Raw genomic sequence first — 20,573 nt, forward strand, 5'->3', positions numbered from 1 at the left:
CTTATCCTCTAATATTATTTGCTACGGCGACGTACGATAAATTTATCGGTACGCTTGTTGCTACGGGTCTTCTTACCTTTGGTCTGAACGCCCCACGGAGTTACCGGGTGCTTACCAAAGTTACGACCTTCACCACCACCGTGCGGGTGATCTACTGGGTTCATCGCGGTACCACGAACGGTCGGACGAACACCACGCCAACGGGTTGCACCAGCTTTACCCAGAACGCGCAGCATATGCTCAGCGTTACCGACTTCGCCCAGTGTAGCGCGGCAGTCAGCTTCGACTTTACGCATTTCACCTGAACGCAGACGCAGGGTAACGTAGGAACCTTCACGCGCAACGATCTGCACGTAAGCACCGGCTGAGCGAGCAATCTGACCGCCTTTGCCTGGTTTCATTTCTACGTTGTGAACGGTAGAACCCACCGGGATGTTACGCATCGGCAGTGTGTTACCTGCTTTGATCGCAGCATCAACGCCAGACTGAATCTGGTCGCCGGCTTTCAGGCCTTTAGGGGCCAGGATGTAACGGCGTTCGCCGTCTTTGTACAGAACCAGTGCGATGTTCGCAGAGCGGTTCGGATCGTACTCAAGACGTTCAACGGTTGCCGGGATACCATCTTTGTTGCGTTTGAAGTCAACCAGACGGTAAGCCTGCTTATGACCACCACCGATGTGACGGGTAGTGATGCGACCGTTGTTGTTGCGGCCACCGGATTTGCTGTTTTTTTCCAGCAATGGAGCAAACGGCTTGCCCTTGTGCAACTCTGGGTTCACCACTTTAACGACGTGGCGACGACCCGGAGATGTCGGTTTACATTTAACAACTGCCATTGTCTTTCTCCTCCGACTTACTCAGCGCCGCCGACGAAGTCCAGATTCTGGCCTTCCTTCAGGGTGACGTAAGCTTTTTTCCAGTCGCTACGACGACCGATACGCTGTCCGTGACGCTTAACCTTACCTTTAACTACCAGGGTGTTAACGTCTTTAACTTCTACTTCGAACAGTTTCTCAACAGCAGCAACGATCTCTGCTTTAGTCGCGTCTTTAGCTACTTTGAGTACGATGGTGTTGGTTTTTTCCATCGCGCTAGATGCCTTTTCAGATACGTGCGGCGCGCGCAGTACTTTCAGCAGACGTTCTTCACGGATCATGCCAGCATCTCCTCAACTTGCTTAACTGCATCAGCAGTCATAACGACTTTGTCGAAGGCGATCAGGCTAACTGGGTCGATACCCGCTGCATCACGCACGTCAACCTTGTACAGGTTACGCGCAGCCAGGAACAGATTTTCATCCAGTTCGCCGGTGATGATCAGCACGTCTTCCAGCGCCATGTCTTTCAGCTTCTGTGCCAGCAACTTGGTTTTCGGTGCTTCAACAGAGAACTGCTCGACAACGATCAGACGATCTTGACGTACCAGTTCGGACAGGATGCTTTTCAGCGCGCCGCGGTACATCTTTTTGTTAACTTTTTGACTGTGGTCTTGTGGCTTAGCAGCAAAGGTCACGCCACCTGAACGCCAGATCGGGCTCTTTACAGAACCTGAACGCGCACGGCCGGTGCCTTTCTGACGCCAAGGCTTTTTGCCTGAACCGGTTACTTCAGCGCGAGTTTTCTGCGCGCGAGTACCCTGGCGGGCGCCTGATGCGTAAGCAACAACAACCTGGTGAACCAGCGCTTCGTTGAAATCACGACCGAAGGTAGTTTCGGAAACAGTCAGCGCGCTCTGCGCGTCTTTCAATACTAATTCCATTGCTATCCCCTTACGCCTTCACAGCTGGTTTAACGATCAGGTCGCTACCGGTAGCACCGGGAACTGCACCTTTAACCAGCAGCAGGTTGCGCTCAGCGTCAACACGTACTACGTCCAGGCTCTGAACAGTTACGCGCTCATTACCCAGCTGACCTGCCATTTTCTTGCCTTTGAACACTTTGCCCGGAGTCTGGTTCTGACCGATAGAACCCGGAACGCGGTGAGACAAGGAGTTACCGTGGGTTGCGTCCTGGGTACGGAAGTTCCAGCGCTTAACGGTACCTGCGAAACCTTTACCTTTAGAGGTGCCAGTTACGTCTACTTTTTTAACGTCAGCGAAAATTTCAACGCTGATGCTCTGACCTACAGAATACTCATCACCTTCAGCGGTGCGGAATTCCCACAGGCCACGGCCAGCTTCTACGCCAGCTTTAGCAAAATGACCAGCTTCAGGTTTGGTCACACGGTTTGCTTTTTTAGCACCGGTGGTAACCTGAATTGCCTGGTAACCATCGTTCTCCAGGCCTTTGACCTGAGTAACGCGGTTCGCTTCAACTTCGATTACGGTTACTGGGATAGATACGCCATCTTCAGTGAAGATGCGGGTCATACCCACTTTTTTACCGACTAAACCAATCATTGTTTCAACCTCTCAATCGCTCGATGACCTGATTAACCCAGGCTGATCTGCACGTCAACACCGGCAGCCAGGTCCAGACGCATCAGAGCATCAACGGTTTTTTCAGTTGGCTCAACGATGTCTACCAGACGCTTGTGAGTGCGAATTTCGTACTGGTCACGCGCATCTTTGTTAACGTGCGGAGAGATCAGAACGGTAAAGCGCTCTTTGCGGGTCGGCAGCGGGATCGGACCACGTACCTGCGCACCAGTGCGCTTGGCAGTCTCGACGATTTCCGCGGTTGATTGATCGATCAGACGATGATCAAACGCTTTAAGACGGATACGGATTCTTTGGTTCGACATGAGACCAAGGCTCCAAACATTTTATAGACGAAAAAAATTACTACTCGAACCCATTACGATTGATGGGAGAGTGTAATCGTTCAGCATATAACTCCACAGTTGGGAGTATTGTCAGACGGCCCAACAAACTGCCGTCTGCGATTCAGCTCGAATCGCGCCTGCCAATATCGGCAGGCCCGCGCATTATACGTAGATTTGCTCAGGAAGCAACCCACGATGCACATTTGCCACAGAAAACTGTGTTTAACGCTTTTGTGCACGTCTGCACAAAAGCCCTGCAGGACGGATGTCTTCGCCCCTTTTTTTCTGGGCGCGGTTTTCCATTCTCTTTTTCTTATCCGCGACGCAGAGGACGCGTTCAGACAGACTCAGTCATCACATCAGGTTAACCGGAGGTCATCGTGTTGCTCATCATCGTTGCTGTCTCCCTGTCAGGCGGCGCGCTTGGCAGCTTTCTCGCCCTGGCCTGTCAACGTTTTAATACGTCCGCTTCACCACGTCGCTGGCTGCAGTCATTGTGGACGCCGCCTTCCCACTGTAGTTACTGTCGCCGCACGATCCTGTGGCACGACAGCGTTCCGCTGATAAGCTGGCTGTGGTTGCGGGGGCACTGTCGGTTTTGTTCGCATCCGGTCGGTTTGCTGCCCGTGCTGTTTGAGCTGACAGGCGCCCTGCTCTGCCTGCTGCTGGCTTACCTGTTTCACGACAATCTCATTCATGCGCTGTTTCCGCTTCTGGCTTCCTGTTTGCTCCTCGTCCTTGCGGCCATCGACCAGCGCCACTTCCTGCTGCCAGATGTTCTCACCCACGCGCTCCTGTGGCTGGGTCTTTCACGTTTCATGTTCTTTCAGCCACTCACGGTCAGTTCGGCCATCGGTGGCGTCATGTTTGGCTATGGTTCACTTTGGTTGCTTGCCGGAATTTTTCAACAGGTTACACGGCGGAAGGGATTAGGTTGTGGGGATATTAAACTGTTTGCCGCACTGGGCGCATGGTGTGGTTGGCAGGCCCTGCCCTTCATTGCCCTGACCGCCTGTACGACAGCCTTGATCGCTTTCGGCGCGCTGCGGATAAGGAACCGGGCGTGGTACCTGAACAGCCCGCTTCCCTTTGGCCCTTTCCTGGCCGTCGCGGGCTGGGGAGTTATCGTTAGTCAAAGCCTTACTCTTCTTTGATTTGCGCCTGCAGGTAATTCTGAATGCCCATCTTACTAATGAGATCAAGCTCGGTTTCAATCCAGTCGATATGGTGCTCCTCATCTTCGAGGATGGCGATCATCATATCGCGGCTTACGTAATCATGAACTTTATCCGCATAGGCGATGGCTTCACGCAGGTCTTTTGCGCCTTCGAGTTCAAGATTGAGATCGGACTGCAACATCTCCCCGACATCTTCTCCAATCCTGAGTCGTCCCAGATCCTGCAGATTAGGAATGCCTTCAAGAAACAGAATACGTTCGATGTATTTATCCGCATGCTTCATTTCATCTATGGACTCATGGTACTCAACGTCGTTAAGACGCATCAGTCCCCAGTTTTTGAACATCCGTGCATGTAAGAAGTACTGGTTTATTGCAACCAGTTCATTCCCCAACAATTTATTGAGATGACTTATGATTTTCGCATCGCCCTTCATTTCGCTTCCTCCGCTCATGTTTATTTGAGCGTAGATGCGGTTAAAAAGAAGTCAAAAAAACGCGATGAAAATTGTGGGTATTATCAAGTCGGTGGTGTGTGTGCGTTTACGCGATTTCTTTATATTGCGGAGCGTGCTGCATCTCTTCATCCATAATCGCACGGGCATCCCGAATACATTTTCCACATTGCTTTCCCACGGGCACGATTTGGCGCAACTGCTGGATAGATTTGGGCTGATAACGGCGCACGACTTCACGGAGCGTTTTGTCACTGATGGCATTACACAGACAGACGTACATTTATTCATCACCCGGTCTATTTCGTGCGCACAGTGTAAATGCGAATCGTTTTTATTTCAAACCTACCTTTTGTGAGGAGAAAGCCTGCGTGATTAAATGACAGGCATAAAAAAAGAGCACCGAAGTGCTCTTTTTATTTTGCAGTAGCCACTCATGTGGCCACATCAGAGATCACAATTAAGCGATAACTTTAGCAACAACGCCCGCGCCAACGGTACGGCCACCTTCGCGGATTGCGAAGCGCAGACCTTCGTCCATTGCGATTGGGTGGATCAGGGTAACAACCATTTTGATGTTGTCGCCTGGCATAACCATTTCAACGCCTTCTGGCAGCTCTACTGAACCGGTCACGTCAGTGGTACGGAAGTAGAACTGTGGACGGTAGCCCTTGAAGAACGGAGTATGGCGGCCACCTTCGTCTTTAGACAGAACGTAAACTTCTGACTCGAACTTGGTGTGTGGCTTGATGGTGCCTGGCTTCGCCAGAACCTGACCACGCTGGATGTCTTCACGCTTGATACCGCGCAGCAGAACACCACAGTTTTCGCCTGCCTGACCCTGGTCCAGCAGTTTGCGGAACATTTCAACACCGGTACAGGTTGATTTCGCCGTATCTTTGATACCCACGATTTCAACTTCGTCGCCGACTTTAACAACACCGCGCTCAACACGACCGGTTACTACAGTACCACGGCCAGAGATTGAGAATACGTCTTCGATTGGCAGCAGGAACGGCATGTCGATAGCACGAACCGGATCCGGGATGTAGTTGTCCAGGTGGTTAGCCAGCTCAACGATCTTCTCTTCCCACTCTGGGTTGCCTTCCAACGCTTTCAGTGCTGAACCGCGAACGATTGGAGTATCGTCGCCCGGGAAGTCGTACTGTGACAGCAGGTCACGGACTTCCATCTCAACCAGCTCCAGCAGCTCTTCGTCATCAACCATGTCACACTTGTTCAGGAACACGATGATGTAAGGAACGCCTACCTGACGACCCAGCAGGATGTGCTCACGGGTCTGCGGCATTGGGCCGTCAGTCGCAGCAACAACCAGGATCGCGCCGTCCATCTGCGCAGCACCGGTGATCATGTTTTTCACATAGTCGGCGTGGCCCGGGCAGTCAACGTGTGCATAGTGGCGAGACGGGGTTTCATACTCAACGTGTGCAGTGTTGATGGTGATACCACGTGCTTTTTCTTCAGGGGTGCTGTCGATCTGGTCGAACGCACGCGCCTGGCCGCCGTTAGTTTTAGCCAGAACGGTGGTGATTGCTGCAGTCAGGGTGGTTTTACCGTGGTCAACGTGACCGATGGTGCCCACGTTTACGTGCAGTTTGTTACGTTGAAATTGCTCTTTCGCCATGGCGATATTCCTTACGTTATGCCTTCATCACCCGGGATGAAGGCATCAGTTCAAATTTAAACCGTAGCTTATTTGCTACGAGCTTCAATAACGGCCTGCGCAACGTTGTTCGGTGCGTCGTCATACTTCAGGAACTCCATGGAGTACGAAGCACGACCTTTGGTCAGAGAGCGCAGCTGAGTTGCATATCCGAACATTTCAGACAGTGGAACTTCAGCGTGGATCTGAACGCCAGTAGCGTTAGATTCCTGCCCTTTGAGCATACCACGACGACGGCTAAGGTCACCGATTACGTCACCGGTGTTCTCTTCTGGGGTTTCAACTTCAACCTTCATGATAGGCTCAAGCAGAACAGGCTGCGCTTTCTTAAAGCCATCTTTAAAGGCAATAGACGCGGCCAGTTTAAACGCCAGTTCAGAGGAGTCAACGTCATGGTAAGAACCGAAGTGCAGACGAACACCCAGATCCACAACCGGATAACCTGCCAGTGGGCCTGATTTCAACTGCTCCTGGATACCTTTATCAACGGCTGGGATGAATTCGCCAGGAATTACACCACCTTTGATATCGTTGACAAATTCGTAACCTTTCGGGTTCGAACCTGGCTCCAGCGGGTACATGTCGATAACAACATGACCGTACTGACCACGACCACCAGACTGCTTGGCGTGTTTACCTTCGATACCGGTAACTTTAGAGCGGATAGCTTCACGGTAAGCAACCTGTGGTTTACCCACGTTCGCTTCAACGTTGAATTCACGCTTCATACGGTCAACGATGATATCGAGGTGAAGTTCACCCATACCAGCGATGATAGTCTGGTTAGACTCTTCGTCAGTCCATACGCGGAATGACGGGTCTTCTTTCGCCAGACGACCCAGAGCCAGACCCATTTTTTCCTGGTCAGCTTTGGTTTTCGGCTCAACGGCGATAGAAATTACCGGCTCAGGGAATTCCATACGCTCCAGAATGATTGGCGCGTTTGGATCACACAGGGTATCACCAGTGATAACGTCTTTCAGGCCGATCGCAGCGGCGATGTCACCTGCGCGAACTTCGCTGATTTCTTCACGTTTGTTAGCGTGCATCTGAACGATACGACCGAAACGCTCACGTGCAGATTTCACGGAGTTCAGAACGGTATCGCCTGAGTTAACCACACCAGAGTAAACGCGGAAGAACGTCAGGTTACCCACGAATGGGTCAGTTGCGATCTTAAACGCCAGAGCAGAGAACGGCTCTTCATCACTTGCGTGACGCTCAGCTGGGGTATCTTTACCATCGTCCAGCATACCGTTGATTGCCGGTACGTCGGTCGGGGCTGGCAGATACTCAACAACCGCATCCAGCATTGCCTGAACACCTTTGTTCTTAAATGCAGAACCACAGGTCACCAGGATGATTTCGTTTTTCAGCACGCGCTGACGCAGCGCTTTTTTGATCTCTTCTTCAGTCAGCTCTTCACCGCTGAAGAATTTCTCCATCAGCTCTTCAGAGGCTTCTGCTGCAGCTTCGATCAGCTTGCCGCGCCATTCTTCAGCCAGTTCTTGCAGGTTAGCTGGGATCTCTTCGTAATCGAAGGTCACGCCCGCATCCTGGTCGTTCCAGTTGATGGCTTTCATTTTGATCAGGTCAACAACGCCGGTGAAGTTTTCTTCAGCGCCGATAGCGATCTGCAGCGGAACCGGAGTCGCGCCCAGACGAGATTCGATCTGACCAACTACTTTCAGGAAGTTTGCACCCATGCGGTCCATTTTGTTAACGAACGCAATGCGTGGAACTTTATATTTGTTAGCCTGACGCCATACGGTCTCAGACTGTGGCTGAACACCACCTACAGCACAGTAAACCATTACTGCGCCATCGAGCACACGCATGGAACGTTCTACTTCGATGGTGAAGTCAACGTGTCCCGGGGTGTCGATGATGTTGATGCGGTGTGGCTCAAACTGCTTAGCCATACCTGACCAGAACGCGGTCGTTGCAGCAGACGTGATGGTAATACCACGTTCCTGCTCCTGTGCCATCCAGTCCATGGTCGCTGCGCCATCATGCACTTCACCGATTTTGTGGTTAACACCGGTGTAGAACAGGATACGCTCGGTAGTAGTGGTTTTACCGGCGTCGATGTGTGCGCTGATACCGATATTACGGTAGCGCGCAATGGGTGTTGTACGAGCCATTTTATTCCTCGGTTTTTAGGACGTTCAAAGTTAGTCGACCCCAGCGGGTTGGCTGTTTGAGCGCCCGCTGGTTTAACAACAACTACGCAGCTGTTACCAGCGGTAGTGAGCGAACGCCTTGTTGGCTTCAGCCATACGGTGAACGTCTTCGCGTTTCTTAACTGCAGTACCTTTGTTTTCTGCAGCGTCAGAAAGTTCGTTCGCCAGGCGTAAAGCCATAGATTTATCACCGCGTTTACGAGCAGCTTCTACGATCCAACGCATTGCCAGGGCATTACGACGAACCGGACGGACTTCAACTGGAACCTGATAGGTTGAACCACCAACGCGACGTGACTTAACTTCGACAGTCGGACGCACGTTTTCGAGAGCAACCTCAAAAGCTTCCAGGCCATCTTTACCAGCACGTTGAGCCAGGGTCTCAAGTGCGGTATAGACGATAGATTCAGCAGTAGATTTTTTACCATCTACCATCAGGATATTTACAAATTTAGCCAGCAGCTCTGATCCGAACTTAGGATCCGGCAGAATTTTACGCTGACCAATGACGCGACGACGTGGCATGGAAATACTCCGTTGTTAATTCAGGATTGTCCAAAACTCTACGAGTTTAGTTTGACATTTAAGTTAAAACGTTTGGCCTTACTTAACGGAGAACCATTAAGCCTTTGGCTTCTTCACGCCGTACTTGGAGCGTGACTGCTTACGGTCTTTAACACCTGAGCAGTCCAGCGCGCCACGAACGGTGTGGTAACGCACACCTGGCAGGTCTTTAACACGACCGCCACGGATCAGGATCACGGAGTGTTCCTGCAGGTTGTGACCTTCACCACCGATGTAGGAGGTGACTTCAAAACCGTTAGTCAAACGCACACGGCAAACTTTACGCAGTGCTGAGTTTGGTTTTTTAGGAGTGGTGGTGTACACACGGGTACAAACGCCACGTTTCTGCGGGCAAGCTTCCAGCGCCGGCACGTTGCTCTTTGCAACTTTGCGGACGCGTGGTTTGCGAACCAGCTGGTTAACTGTTGCCATTAAATAGCTCCTGGGATTTAGCTTTTTGCTTCGTAAACACGTAATAAATCACCTCGTAGAATTACGAGGAGGCAGAATTTTAGGGCTGTGTCAAAAAGGTGTCAAGAAATAACCAGGGGGCCAACGCATTACCAGGCCATTTGTTGTTGATGTTTTACCGTTAGCGCAACGAAAAAAGTATAGTCCACAGACTGCACAACAGGGGAAATTTGCGTGCTCAGCCCCCGGGCATTCAGGTCATCTTCCAGTGCCCAGAGCTTCGCCCCTGAGGCGCGAAGCTGTTCCAGCGCCCTGCTGCCCTCAATCGCCGCCAGTACGCCATCCTGCAGCAAGAGCAGGTCATCCTCCGGCATAAGCAGTCGGGTCAGGCTTTCGATGTCGCTGTAAGTCGGTGAGTGAAATAACGTATGCAGCATTAGGTGCTCTTAAAAAGTCAAAATACGGTCATAGCCTGCGAGTTTTTGCCGCAGGGCCGACGCATCTAAAATTTCGGCATCCAGAATGCGTGGCGCATTTTCCGCTAAACCGCGCGACTGCAGCGACGCCCTGCACAGATAACACTGGTCGATATCATACAGCGCCAGCACGCCGAAGGTAGCGGCATAATGCCGGCTGTGAATATTTTCCGGCTGTTGCTCACTGTTAAGCTGCAGAACGCCATCTCCAATAAAAAACAGGCCGATATCGTCACTCAACGCGCCGGTGGCCAGCACCGCATCTAACCCTTCACGTCCCGCACTGCTGCCATGTGGGGCTCGGGTGAATACAAACGCGACACGCTTCATCAGAACTGCACCATCCGCTCGCAACGCAGCGCCGCTTCCGCCAGCGCGCCTAAGCCGGCCAGGGTAAAACCGGGCTGAAGATTCGCGCCCGGCAGCGCAAGCCGTGAGGCTTCCTGCGCATCCGTTACGCCGCGCCGGAGTGCGGCCGCCACGCAAATGTTCAGCGCCACCCCATGCGCCTGATGAAGCGACTGCCAGGCACGAACAAGATCGAATTCGTCACTGGCGGGCGCGCTAAGCTGATTGGCGTTCAGCACGCCTTCCCGATAAAAAAAGACGCTTTCCAGCTGGTGTCCCGCTGCCAGCAGCGCGTTGGCAAACAGCAGGGCGCTGGTCGCCTGCTGCGTACCATAAGCCGGACCGGTGACAAGAAGCGCATAGCGCATTAACGATCCTGCCCCTGAAAGTCACCGTTTTTAAACTGGCGGATGTACAGGTACACGGTATGTTTGGAAATATTTAAGCGCTCGGCGACCTGATTGATGGCGTCTTTGATATCGAAAATCCCTTTTTCATACAGATTCAATACGATCTGACGGTTCTTGGCATTATTCGAGACGTTACGGTCGGCGCTCACTTCTTCAATCGTAAATTCCAGCGTCTGCATGACCAGGTCATCGACCGAACTGGCAAAGTTCACATTGGAATCGACCTGCTGCATCTCTGGCGGCAGAAACGTCGACATGATCTGTGAAAACGGAACGTCGAGGTTCATGTTGATACACAGCAAGCCAATCACCCGATGCTGGCGATTACGAATCGCAATCGTGACGGACTTCATCAGCACACCACTTTTCGCGCGGGTAAAGTAAGCGCGGGAGACGTTGCTGTCTGCACCCTGCATATCATGCAGCATGCGCAAGGCTAAATCCGTGATGGGCGAGCCCACTTTACGCCCCGTATGCTCGCCGTTAGCAATACGCACGGCCGAACAGTTTAAATCTTCCAGTGAGTGGAGGACGATTTCACAATGCGAGCCGATCAACATGGCAAGACCATCTACAACGGCCTCATACGATTTTAAAATATCGTAATCAGTTTGCTCGAACGGATGCTGCTCCAGAAGATCGAAGTCGCTCAGTTCACCGGGATTGAATGGATTAGACATTGAAGACATCACCCTACATGGCTGGAGCCTGTCACAGCGGCTACGGGCAGACTCAATATTGGGATAGTTATGCAGGCGATAGTCTGGCAAATGTCGCGGGGTTATGCCAGAGGTTTGTCATAAAGAGAAACCGCCACCCGAAGGTGGCGGCAGACAGATTACTGGGATTTCTTCGCGTCAGCAGCAGGTGCCTGCGTTTTTTCATCCGCTTTTGGTGCCGGTTTGATATCAAGCAGCTCAACGTCAAACACCAGCGTGGAGTTAGCCGGGATGCCCGGAACACCGTTTTTACCGTACGCCAGGTTTGGTGGGATAACCAGCTTGATCTTACCGCCTTTCTTAACGTGCTTCAGGCCTTCAGTCCAGCCTGGAATCACGCCGTCAAGACGGAAAGACAGGGGCTCACCGCGCGTGTAAGAGTTATCAAACTCGGTGCCGTCGATCAGCGTACCTTTGTAGTTTACAACGACTGTATCGCTGTCTTTTGGTGCCTCACCGGTCCCTTCTTTCTCAACCTTATACAGCAGACCACTTTCGGTCTTCTTCACGCCGCTCTCTTTAGCAAACTTAGCGCTGTAAGCTTCACCCTTCTCGGCATTTTCTTTTGCGTCTTTTTCCATCTTGGCTGACGCCGCGCCTTTCACGCGGGCTTCGAACGCCTGCAGGGTTTGCTCGATTTCTTCGTCAGACAGCTTGCTCTTGCCGCCAAACGCGTCCTGAACACCGGCAATCAGTTGCTGCTTGTCCAGCTTGATGCCCAACTTCTCCTGTTCTTTCAGGGAGTTGTCCATATAACGGCCCAGTGACGCACCCAAAGCGTATGCAGATTGCTGATCTTCATTTTTGAAGGCGGCATTTTTTGGAGCCTGAGGAGCAGACTGTGGAGCATCGGCAGCGGCCGGAGCTGCTGCTGTTTCTGCAGCCATTGCCAGCGGAGCATTCAGCGCGACGGCCATGGTGGTAGCTAACAATGTGACTTTAAACAGTGATTTCATCCTTTCTCCAAAACCGAAGCCTCTCACCTCGGGAATCATTGCGGACTGAGGGCCCACACTATAACTTTACGTGGCAATGACGAACACTCCCACAACGTAATTATCTGGTCTACTTCCGACCTTTTTTGCATCAGGAAGTTTCACCAGAGATGATGTCATCTGACCCTTTTTCAAGCTAAACACCAAATAAAAGCGAATAAATAGGGCAATTCTGCAACGCCAGCCTTTAGAATCATGCGCTGAGTAACCCCTTAACAGGAGAAAAGATCATGCAACAGTCAGAGTGGGAACAACGTATTGAAGCGCTTGAAAGTAAGCTGGCCTTTCAGGAGATCACTATCGATCAACTGAACAATACCGTCGTTCAGCATGAACTTGAAATGAGTAAGATGCGCGAACATATGCGCCTGTTACTTGAAAAGTTTAAAGCCAGCGCGCCGTCGATGATTGCCGATGCTTCAGATGAAACCCCGCCGCCGCATTACTGATCCATCCGTGACAGGCCAGGCTGACTGTCGGCAGGCCCGTTCTGCCGAGGCCTGCTGACAATATAATGCCGCAAAAAGTAAGGCCACCCGAAGGTGGCCCTGCACTACCGCGTCGGACTTAGTGGCTGCAGCCACAACCGCCCGTTCCGCAACCACCTTTACCGTGGTCATGGTCATGGTCGTGATCGTGGTGATGACCATCTGCACCGTGAACATGGCCGTGTGCCAGCTCTTCCGGTGTGGCTTCACGAATCGCAACCACCTCAACGTTAAAGTTCAGGTTCTGACCCGCCAGCATGTGGTTACCGTCAACCACAACATGGTCGTCTTCCACTTCGGTGATTTCAACCGGCACCGGACCCTGATCGGTTTCCGCCAGGAAACGCATGCCAACCTGTAATTCGTCAACGCCCATAAAGACGTCTTTTGGTACGCGCTGTACCAGGTTGTCATCGTACTGACCGTACGCGTCATTTGCCGGGATATGCACGTCAAACTTATCGCCCGCGACGTGGTTTTCCAGCGCATTTTCCAGACCAGAAATCAGGGAACCATGACCGTGCAGATAGTCTAACGGTGCACTCACCGGTGACTCGTCAACCAACACACCGTCTTCTGTACGTACCTGATAGGCCAGGCTTACCACCAGGTCTTTTGCTACTTTCATGATATCTCCTAACCGTTGAGAACTAAGATCCCGTCTCATTGGTCTATTCTTGCGTGCAATAACACCAACCAGAAAGGTTCGGGGCTGAGTACAAGAGGCACTCTTTTGCTCTTGCGACTTCAGCGTTAATGGCGTCAATTGTAACGGAATTCAATCCCGCTGTGTGCTTAAGCTTAAAAAAAGCTGGGCCATTTCGCTACTCGGGATGGAAAATTCCGATCACTTGCTCGTTACTGCGAACCTGATCGCGTGCCTGTTTATCGGCTTCCCGCATTTGATGGCCGCACTTCACACACTCGACGACATCGACATTGTTTTCACGCCACATGGCCAGCGTGTCTTTTTCCTGACAATGCGGACATACCGCACCAGCAATAAAGCGTTTACGCATGCTGTTCTACCTGTGTCTTTTGATTACTGATCGTCATCCCAGTCATGGAACTGACGTCGTTCATGCTGCATTTCACGCTGAAAAATGTCTTCCAGTTCACGTCGCGCCTCGCGGACACGGGAAATCTGCGCCATATCAGAGTGGACAGGCATCAGCTCCCGCAACATGCGCATATCCAGCCGGCGGAAGTGTTGCTGTGCCCGATGAGCCTGATGAGGATGCATTCCCAGCGACATAAGCGTTTTACGCCCCAGTTCCAGCGCACTGGAAAAAGTTTCGCGTGAGAACTGCGTCACGCCCGCCTGCAGCAGTTCGTGGGCTTCCACACGACCACGGGCACGCGCCATAATCTGCAAATGCGGAAAATGTTGCTGGCAGAGATGCACAATCGTCATCGCATCTTCCGGATTGCTGCAGGTAATGACGATTGACTGCGCATCAGCCGCACCCGCCGCTCGCAGCAGTTCCAGCTCCGTTGCATCACCATAGTAAACCTTGTAGCCGTACTTGCGCATCAGGTTGACCGCACTAATATCACGCTCCAGTACGGTGATGCGCTTATTGTTTGCCATCAGCAAACGGCCCACTACCTGACCAAAACGTCCGAAGCCCACCACAATGACCTGCGGCTGATCGTCCTCAACGAAGGGTTTTTCAGTGTCTTCATCGCTTTCATTAAAGCGACGCGCCAACAGCCGATCAATTGCCTGCATAAGCAGCGGCGTGGTCATCATGGACAGCGTCACGGTAACCAGCAGCAGCGGCAGTTGGTCGCCCGAGAACAGTCTGGCTGACGAGGCCGCCGAGAACAGTACAAAAGCAAACTCGCCGCCCTGACTCAACACGCCGGCAAACTGCTGACGTTCAGAGCTGCGTAAGCCATAGATTCGAGCCAGCACATACAGCACCAGTAACTTGACCGACACCAGCGTCAGTACGCCCAGTAAAATGGCGATAATGTGGGTATAAAGCACCCCGAGGTTCAGCGCCATGCCCACCGAGATAAAAAACAGCCCCAGCAGTAAGCCTTTGAACGGCTCGATCGCCACTTCCAGCTCATGACGGTATTCACTTTCCGCCAGCAGAATCCCGGCGATAAAGGTGCCTAACGCCATGGATAACCCCAGCGCATCCATAAACAACGCGGAGCCCAATACCAGCAGCAGCGAGGCGGCGGTAAATACTTCACGCACGCCTGAGGCCGCGATGTAGCGAAAAATGGGGCGCAGTAAATAGCGGCCCCCGACGAGCATGCCGGCAAACGCCAGGACCTTCATGCCCACTTTCATCCAGTCGACGCTGCCGCTGTCATTCCCGGCCAGAAGCGGAATCAGTGCCAACGCCGGAATAACAGCCAGATCCTGAAACAGCAGCACCGAAAACCCTAGCTGGCCCGCTTCGCTGCGGTTCATGCCCTTGTCCCGCATCAGCTGCAAGGCCATCGCTGTTGATGACATGGCCAGACCGATCCCGCCGATTACCGCCGCGCGCCAGTCAAAGTTTGTCAGCCACAGCAATGCGCCAAGAATGGCGGCGGAGAAAATCACCTGCGCGGCACCGATACCAAAGATAGAACGGCGCAGCGCCCACAACTTTGCCGGGTTCAGTTCCAACCCGATGATAAACATCAGAAAGACAACGCCCAGTTCAGAAAAGTGCAGAATCTCGTCGACGTCACTAATAAATCCCAGTCCCCACGGACCAATGGCAATACCGGCCAGTAAGTACCCCAATACTGCGCCAATCCCCAGGCGAGCCGCTACCGGTACAATCAGCACCGCCGCAAAGAGATAGATGACTCCTGCGGTCAGCAGCGTTTGTCCTTCCATTTATAACCCTCCATTCGGCAGCGGTGCTGCCAGCCAGTCGCTATAGGCACGGGCATATTTTTTGAGTAAATCAGGTTGCTGACGGCGCGCCCAGTAAATAATCATCGGCGACATCCAGTGCATACGGCACATCTGTGCGGTCAGCTCAAAAGGTCGCAAAATGTCATTCATGGAATAGCGGTTCAGTCCGTGCTGCTGAAAGGCCGTTTCAGGTTCGCCGGTTGTGACGATACTGCGCCAGTACTTTCCTTCTAATGCGTTTCCATCTATGCCGTTGGCAAAACCCCGGGACAACACGCGATCTAACCACTCTTTAAGTAACGCCGGGCAGCTGTAGGTATAGAGAGGATGTTGAAAAATAATCACATCATGCTCACGCAGTAGCTGTTGCTCATGGTGGATATCGATAAAAAAATCCGGATAGGCGGCATAGAGGTCATGAACAGTAACATGCTCAAGGGGCCTGGCCGCGTCCAGCAAAATACGATTTGCGATGGAATCCTGCGCTTCCGGATGAGCAAAAAGCAGCAAAATCTTAGGTGGCTGCGACATCCTTTCCCTCCAAAGCGTCGTCATTGGTACGGATTTCCGCTACCATGCACAACGCAACAAAAACCCAATTATGTTGCACGTAAATTAACATATTCTGACGATACGGCGCTTATGATTGTCTTTTCTGCCCTACAAATTCGCCGCGGTGTTCGCGTCCTGCTCGACAACGCTACCGCCACCATCAATCCCGGCCAAAAAGTCGGGCTGGTGGGTAAAAACGGCTGTGGAAAATCCACCCTGCTGTCGTTGCTGAAAGGTGAGATCACCAGCGATGCGGGATCGTTTACCTTTCCCGGTAACTGGTCGCTTGCCTGGGTGAATCAGGAAACGCCTGCCCTCAGCCAGGCCGCCCTTGACTATGTCATTGATGGTGACCGTGAATACCGCCATCTTGAAGCAGAACTGGCAGAGGCCAACATCAGAAATGACGGAAATGCCATCGCTCTGATTCACGGTAAGCTCGATACCATTCAGGCCTGGACGATTCAGTCGCGCGCCTCAAGCCTGCTGCACGGGCTCGGATTCAGTCAGGAACAGCTTCAGCGCCCGGTCAATGATTTTTCGGGGGGCTGGCGCATGCGTCTTAACCTGGCCCAGGCACTGCTGTGTCGATCGGACCTGTTGTTACTCGATGAACCGACGAACCACCTCGATCTGGACGCCGTGATCTGGCTGGAACGCTGGCTAAAAAGCTATGAGGGCACGCTGATTCTGATCTCGCACGATCGCGATTTTCTCGATCCGGTGGTGGACAAAATTATCCACATCGAACAGCAGACGATGACCGAGTACACCGGTAACTACAGTTCCTTCGAACGCCAGCGCGGCGCGAAACTGGCCCAGCAGCAGGCGTTATACCAGAGTCAGCAGGAAAAAGTGGCGCACCTGCAAAAATATATCGATCGTTTCCGTGCACAGGCCACCAAAGCCAAACAGGCGCAAAGCCGTATTAAGATGCTGGAACGGATGGAGCTGATTGCGCCAGCCCATGTGGATAATCCGTTTAGCTTCAGCTTCCGCGCACCCGAAAGCCTGCCGAATCCGCTGCTGAAAATGGATAAAGTCACCGCGGGCTATGGCGATCGCATTATTCTGAACGCCATTAAACTTAACCTGGTGCCGGGATCGCGCATTGGCCTGCTGGGTCGCAACGGTGCCGGCAAGTCAACGCTGATTAAGCTGCTGGCGGGCGAACTCGCCGCCAAAGCGGGCGAAATTGGCCTGGCGAAAGGGATCAAGCTGGGTTACTTCGCTCAGCATCAGCTGGAATACCTGCGCGCCGATGAGTCGCCTTTACAACATCTTTCACGGCTTGCGCCGAAAGTGCTCGAGCAGCAGTTACGGGATTATCTGGGCGGCTTTGGCTTCCAGGGCGATAAAGTCACAGAGGTAACCGAACGCTTCTCAGGCGGCGAAAAAGCGCGGCTGGTACTGGCGCTGATTGTCTGGCAGCGCCCCAACCTGCTTTTACTGGACGAACCCACCAACCACCTCGATTTGGACATGCGTCAGGCATTAACTGAGGCGTTGATTGATTTCGAAGGCGCACTGGTTGTCGTATCGCACGATCGCCATCTGTTACGTGCCACCACCGATGACCTCTATCTGGTGCATGATGGCAGCGTTGATGTGTTCCCGGGCGATCTGGAAGATTATCAGCAGTGGCTGAGCGACCTGCAAAAACAGCAAACGCAAAATGAGGCCGCGCCTAAACAGGACAATGGTAACAGTGCTCAGGCCCGCAAGGATCAAAAGCGTCGTGAAGCCGAGCTGCGAACGCAGACCCAGCCCTTGCGCAAAGAAATCGAGAAGTTAGAAAAACAGATGGCGAAGTGGCAAGCCCAACTGGCCGACGCCGAACACCTGCTGGCAGACAGCGCGCTCTACGAACACAGCCGCAAGGCTGATTTAACGGCTGCCCTGCAAAAACAGGCTGAGAGTAAATCGGCGCTGGAAGAGGTGGAAATGGCCTGGCTGGACGCGCAGGAAAAACTGGAAGCGATGCTCGCCTCCTGACAGAGGCGGCATCACCTTTCGTCACAACCGTACCGGTGTACTCGCGGTACGGTTCAGTAAGGCTTATCGCCTAATACCGTGGCGCGCTGCATCACTCTTCGGGCCGGATAGTAATCGGCATTGGCGTAGTGCTGAGTGACGCGATTGTCCCAAATCGCCAGGTCATTAGGCTGCCAGCGCCAGCGCACCTGAAACTCCGGTTTCGTGCTATGCGCAAACAAAAAGCCCAGTAATGCATCGCTCTCTTTCTGACTCAGCGTCAGAATTCGGGTTGTAAAACCCTCATTGACGAACAGCGCTTTTTTCCCACTAACCGGATGCGTCCGGATAACAGGATGCTGCAGAGGTGGGTTTTTCGCCGCAGCCTGCCGCCAGCGCTGGTGCTCTTCTTCTGTCTTACGGTGTTTATATTCCGGAAACGACTTTGTAAAATCGTGCTCCGCATAGAGTTCAGACAGCAAGGTTTTGAAGGGAGCAGACAGCGCCTCATATGCGGCAATACCGCTGGTCCATAACGTATCCCCACCCGCCTCCGGCAAGATTTTGGACGCCAGCAGCGCCACAGCCGGAGGCGTCTGAATGAACGTCACATCGGTGTGCCAGTTATCATTATCCGGAGGATTATCCTGATGCGTATCCAGGACAATGATCTCTTCCACGCCCGGCGCATGCGGATAAACCGGATGGATATGAAGATCGCCAAAGCGAATGGCCAGCGCACGATGCTGCTCGGGCGTGATCGCCTGGTCACGTAAAAACAGTACCTGATGACGCAGTAGGGCATGGTAGAGCTGCTCAAACTGCGCGTCACTGAGTGGACGCGAGACATCAAGGTTGCCGACCTGCGCGCCGATAAAGGGGCCCAGAGGCGTAATCGCTAACTTTTCGTTCATTTTTGCTCTCCGTTCCAGGGCGTCAGACGGCGCTGTAGCGCACGCAGACCCAGTTCTAAACTACATGCCACAATGGCAATCACCGCGATCCCTGCCAGCACCACATCCGTTGCCAGAAATTCCCCTGCCGACTGCACCATAAAGCCCAGCCCACGCGTGGCAGCAATGAGCTCGGCGGCCACCAGCGTTGACCAGCCCACACCTAATCCAATGCGTAAGCCGGTCAGTATCTCTGGCAAGGCACCCGGCAGGATGACCCAGCGCAGCCGTTGCCAGCGATTCGCCCCCAACGATGCCGCGGCGCGCAGACGAACCTGCTGTGCGTTGCGAACACCGGCCACAGTCGACAGCACTATCGGGGCAAAAATCGCCAGCGTGATCAGCAGTATTTTCGATGTTTCACCAATACCGAACCAAATGACCATCAACGGTAAATACGCCAGCGGTGGCACGGGCCGATAGAGCTCAATCAGGGGATCGATCAGGGCACGTAAAACCGGGCTGACGCCCATCGCAATGCCCACCGGAATGCCTGTTAATGCCGCCGCGCTGAGCGCAATCAGCATGCGCGTCAGGCTGGCTGACAGGTGCTGCCACAACGTCGCGTCCATAAACCCCTGCGGACCGGCAACGCTCAGTAACTTACTCAGCACCTGCTGCGGCGACGGCAGAAACAGCGGCGCAATGAGCCCCAGTGTGGTCACGCTCCACCAGATGAACAACAGCACAAGCAGGCTCACTGTGCTCAGCGTGGCCGTCAGGGAGAAAGGCCAGCGCAGGCGACGACGCCGGGCGCGGGTCGGCACATCGTTAATGATCGCACTCATGCAAATGCCTCCCGTTGCGCAAATACCCGGTTCAGCACATATTCCCGTTGGGCGATGAAATCGGGATCAGACTTGATGCTGCGGCAGGGTTCACCGTCCACGAAACGCTGGCCAAAATTCAGCGTCAGCGTTTCCTGTACCCGACCGGGCCCCGGAGAGAGCAGCACCAGCTCGCTCGCCAGAAAAATGGCTTCTTCAATGTCGTGCGTAATCAGCAGGATCTGTTTACCGCTGTCCTGCCACAGCCTTAACAGCAAGGTCTGCATTTGTTCACGGGTAAACGCATCAAGTGCGCCAAACGGTTCATCGAGCAGTAACAGGCGGGGATCGGCAGCCAGCGCACGGGCGATGCCAACGCGTTGACGCTGTCCGCCAGATAACTGCCAGATATGCCGCTTTTCAGCGCCTTCCAGCCCAACATTTTTTATCATCTGCCGTGCAAGGGCTTCACGCGGCTGGCGCGCCATACCGGCAATCTGTAATCCGAAAGCGACGTTATCCAGCACATTCCGCCAGGGCAGCAGGCCCTCATGCTGAAACACCACGCCGCGATCGGCGCCTGGCCCCTGAATCGCCTTGCCGTCCAGAGAAATACTGCCGGACTCGACCGGTAAAAACCCGGCGATCAGGTTCAGCAACGTGGTTTTGCCACAGCCTGACGGTCCCAGCACAACGACCAGCGCGTTATCCTCCACGCGCAGTGAGATGTCCTGTAATACCGGCTGTCCGCCATAGCTCGCGTTCAGATGGGCTATTCGCAACAT

At 53.2% G+C, this 20,573-nt stretch carries 26 protein-coding genes; 3 read left to right on the plus strand and 23 right to left on the minus strand.

Features of this window, described 5'->3' with window-relative positions; translation table 11 throughout:
- Nucleotides 1-14: 14 nt before the first annotated feature.
- Genes rplB through rpsJ form a run of 5 tightly spaced genes read right to left on the minus strand, consistent with a single transcriptional unit; the run spans nucleotide 15 to nucleotide 2,742 of the window.
- On the minus strand, nucleotides 15-836 hold the full coding sequence (rplB, locus tag G5574_RS11685; protein ID WP_006120586.1) for a 50S ribosomal protein L2: 822 nt from the start codon (nucleotides 834-836) through the stop codon (nucleotides 15-17).
- Between the two features lie 17 nt (nucleotides 837-853).
- On the minus strand, nucleotides 854-1,156 hold the full coding sequence (gene rplW / locus G5574_RS11690) for a 50S ribosomal protein L23 (RefSeq protein WP_006120585.1): 303 nt from the start codon (nucleotides 1,154-1,156) through the stop codon (nucleotides 854-856).
- Nucleotides 1,153-1,758 (minus strand): 50S ribosomal protein L4, encoded by a 606-nt coding sequence (gene rplD, locus G5574_RS11695; RefSeq protein ID WP_006120584.1) that lies wholly within the window; start codon nucleotides 1,756-1,758, stop codon nucleotides 1,153-1,155. Before rplD ends, rplW begins: the two co-directional genes overlap by 4 nt.
- Before the next feature lie 10 nt (nucleotides 1,759-1,768).
- Nucleotides 1,769-2,398, minus strand: coding sequence for a 50S ribosomal protein L3 (gene rplC, locus G5574_RS11700; RefSeq protein WP_006120583.1), 630 nt, complete (start codon nucleotides 2,396-2,398; stop codon nucleotides 1,769-1,771).
- 32 nt (nucleotides 2,399-2,430) lie between these two features.
- Nucleotides 2,431-2,742, minus strand: coding sequence for a 30S ribosomal protein S10 (gene rpsJ, locus G5574_RS11705; protein WP_006120582.1), 312 nt, complete (start codon nucleotides 2,740-2,742; stop codon nucleotides 2,431-2,433).
- A 401-nt stretch (nucleotides 2,743-3,143) separates the two neighbouring features.
- Between rpsJ and G5574_RS11710 the strand changes: the two genes are divergently transcribed.
- A complete protein-coding gene (locus G5574_RS11710) occupies nucleotides 3,144-3,917 on the plus strand; it encodes a prepilin peptidase (RefSeq protein WP_164482648.1) in 774 nt (257 codons plus the stop codon).
- Here the strand turns inward: G5574_RS11710 and bfr are convergent.
- The 11 genes from bfr to fkpA form a co-directional block, all read right to left on the minus strand.
- Nucleotides 3,904-4,377, minus strand: a complete 474-nt coding sequence (gene bfr / locus G5574_RS11715; protein ID WP_006120580.1) for a bacterioferritin — start codon at nucleotides 4,375-4,377, stop codon at nucleotides 3,904-3,906. The genes G5574_RS11710 and bfr overlap by 14 nt on opposite strands.
- Nucleotides 4,378-4,483: 106 nt before the next feature.
- Nucleotides 4,484-4,678 carry a bacterioferritin-associated ferredoxin gene (gene bfd, locus G5574_RS11720; RefSeq protein WP_033741530.1) on the minus strand — a complete coding sequence of 65 codons (195 nt, stop codon included), beginning with the start codon at nucleotides 4,676-4,678 and terminating at the stop codon, nucleotides 4,484-4,486.
- A gap of 177 nt (nucleotides 4,679-4,855) precedes the next feature.
- Nucleotides 4,856-6,040 (minus strand): elongation factor Tu, encoded by a 1,185-nt coding sequence (gene tuf, locus G5574_RS11725; protein ID WP_006120578.1) that lies wholly within the window; start codon nucleotides 6,038-6,040, stop codon nucleotides 4,856-4,858.
- A 68-nt stretch (nucleotides 6,041-6,108) separates the two neighbouring features.
- On the minus strand, nucleotides 6,109-8,223 hold the full coding sequence (gene fusA / locus G5574_RS11730) for an elongation factor G (RefSeq protein WP_006120577.1): 2,115 nt from the start codon (nucleotides 8,221-8,223) through the stop codon (nucleotides 6,109-6,111).
- 93 nt (nucleotides 8,224-8,316) lie between these two features.
- A complete protein-coding gene (rpsG, locus tag G5574_RS11735) occupies nucleotides 8,317-8,787 on the minus strand; it encodes a 30S ribosomal protein S7 (protein ID WP_006120576.1) in 471 nt (156 codons plus the stop codon).
- Nucleotides 8,788-8,883: 96 nt separating this feature from the next.
- Nucleotides 8,884-9,258 (minus strand): 30S ribosomal protein S12, encoded by a 375-nt coding sequence (gene rpsL / locus G5574_RS11740; protein WP_006120575.1) that lies wholly within the window; start codon nucleotides 9,256-9,258, stop codon nucleotides 8,884-8,886.
- Nucleotides 9,259-9,386: 128 nt separating this feature from the next.
- Nucleotides 9,387-9,674: a sulfurtransferase complex subunit TusB gene (gene tusB / locus G5574_RS11745; protein WP_033741532.1), complete on the minus strand. Its 288-nt coding sequence runs from the start codon at nucleotides 9,672-9,674 to the stop codon at nucleotides 9,387-9,389.
- A 9-nt stretch (nucleotides 9,675-9,683) separates the two neighbouring features.
- A complete protein-coding gene (tusC, locus tag G5574_RS11750) occupies nucleotides 9,684-10,043 on the minus strand; it encodes a sulfurtransferase complex subunit TusC (protein ID WP_033741534.1) in 360 nt (119 codons plus the stop codon).
- A complete protein-coding gene (gene tusD, locus G5574_RS11755; RefSeq protein ID WP_006120572.1) occupies nucleotides 10,043-10,429 on the minus strand; it encodes a sulfurtransferase complex subunit TusD in 387 nt (128 codons plus the stop codon). Before tusD ends, tusC begins: the two co-directional genes overlap by 1 nt.
- Nucleotides 10,429-11,151, minus strand: a complete 723-nt coding sequence (locus G5574_RS11760) for a helix-turn-helix transcriptional regulator (protein WP_033741536.1) — start codon at nucleotides 11,149-11,151, stop codon at nucleotides 10,429-10,431. The genes tusD and G5574_RS11760 overlap by 1 nt, the downstream gene beginning before the upstream one ends.
- A 158-nt stretch (nucleotides 11,152-11,309) precedes the next feature.
- A complete protein-coding gene (fkpA, locus tag G5574_RS11765; protein ID WP_006120570.1) occupies nucleotides 11,310-12,146 on the minus strand; it encodes an FKBP-type peptidyl-prolyl cis-trans isomerase in 837 nt (278 codons plus the stop codon).
- Nucleotides 12,147-12,415: 269 nt separating this feature from the next.
- Here fkpA and G5574_RS11770 point away from each other — a divergent pair, with 269 nt between their 5' ends.
- Complete coding sequence (locus G5574_RS11770) at nucleotides 12,416-12,634, plus strand: protein SlyX (protein WP_033741538.1); 219 nt, start codon at nucleotides 12,416-12,418, stop codon at nucleotides 12,632-12,634.
- Between the two features lie 118 nt (nucleotides 12,635-12,752).
- Here the strand turns inward: G5574_RS11770 and slyD are convergent, their stop codons facing one another.
- The 4 genes from slyD to kefG all read right to left on the minus strand — a co-directional run bounded on the left by slyD (nucleotide 12,753) and on the right by kefG (nucleotide 16,073).
- Nucleotides 12,753-13,301 carry a peptidylprolyl isomerase gene (gene slyD, locus G5574_RS11775; RefSeq protein ID WP_006120568.1) on the minus strand — a complete coding sequence of 183 codons (549 nt, stop codon included), beginning with the start codon at nucleotides 13,299-13,301 and terminating at the stop codon, nucleotides 12,753-12,755.
- Between the two features lie 196 nt (nucleotides 13,302-13,497).
- A complete protein-coding gene (locus G5574_RS11780; RefSeq protein ID WP_006120567.1) occupies nucleotides 13,498-13,692 on the minus strand; it encodes a YheV family putative zinc ribbon protein in 195 nt (64 codons plus the stop codon).
- Nucleotides 13,693-13,715: 23 nt separating this feature from the next.
- A complete protein-coding gene (gene kefB / locus G5574_RS11785) occupies nucleotides 13,716-15,521 on the minus strand; it encodes a glutathione-regulated potassium-efflux system protein KefB (RefSeq protein ID WP_006120566.1) in 1,806 nt (601 codons plus the stop codon).
- Nucleotides 15,522-16,073, minus strand: a complete 552-nt coding sequence (kefG, locus tag G5574_RS11790) for a glutathione-regulated potassium-efflux system ancillary protein KefG (RefSeq protein WP_006120565.1) — start codon at nucleotides 16,071-16,073, stop codon at nucleotides 15,522-15,524.
- Nucleotides 16,074-16,184: 111 nt separating this feature from the next.
- On the opposite strand from kefG, the gene G5574_RS11795 reads away from it, so the two are divergent.
- Complete coding sequence (locus tag G5574_RS11795; RefSeq protein WP_164482649.1) at nucleotides 16,185-18,089, plus strand: ABC transporter ATP-binding protein; 1,905 nt, start codon at nucleotides 16,185-16,187, stop codon at nucleotides 18,087-18,089.
- Nucleotides 18,090-18,142: 53 nt separating this feature from the next.
- On the opposite strand, the gene tauD is transcribed toward G5574_RS11795, so the two are convergent.
- The 3 genes from tauD to tauB are packed head-to-tail and all read right to left on the minus strand — an operon-like array spanning nucleotide 18,143 to nucleotide 20,573.
- Nucleotides 18,143-18,982: a taurine dioxygenase gene (tauD, locus tag G5574_RS11800; protein WP_164482650.1), complete on the minus strand. Its 840-nt coding sequence runs from the start codon at nucleotides 18,980-18,982 to the stop codon at nucleotides 18,143-18,145.
- Nucleotides 18,979-19,809 (minus strand): taurine ABC transporter permease TauC, encoded by an 831-nt coding sequence (gene tauC, locus G5574_RS11805; RefSeq protein WP_006120562.1) that lies wholly within the window; start codon nucleotides 19,807-19,809, stop codon nucleotides 18,979-18,981. The genes tauD and tauC overlap by 4 nt, the downstream gene beginning before the upstream one ends.
- On the minus strand, nucleotides 19,806-20,573 hold the full coding sequence (gene tauB / locus G5574_RS11810) for a taurine ABC transporter ATP-binding subunit (RefSeq protein WP_033741545.1): 768 nt from the start codon (nucleotides 20,571-20,573) through the stop codon (nucleotides 19,806-19,808). Before tauB ends, tauC begins: the two co-directional genes overlap by 4 nt.

Origin of the sequence: Pantoea stewartii (genome assembly GCF_011044475.1) — a bacterium.
GTDB lineage: Bacteria > Pseudomonadota > Gammaproteobacteria > Enterobacterales > Enterobacteriaceae > Pantoea > Pantoea stewartii.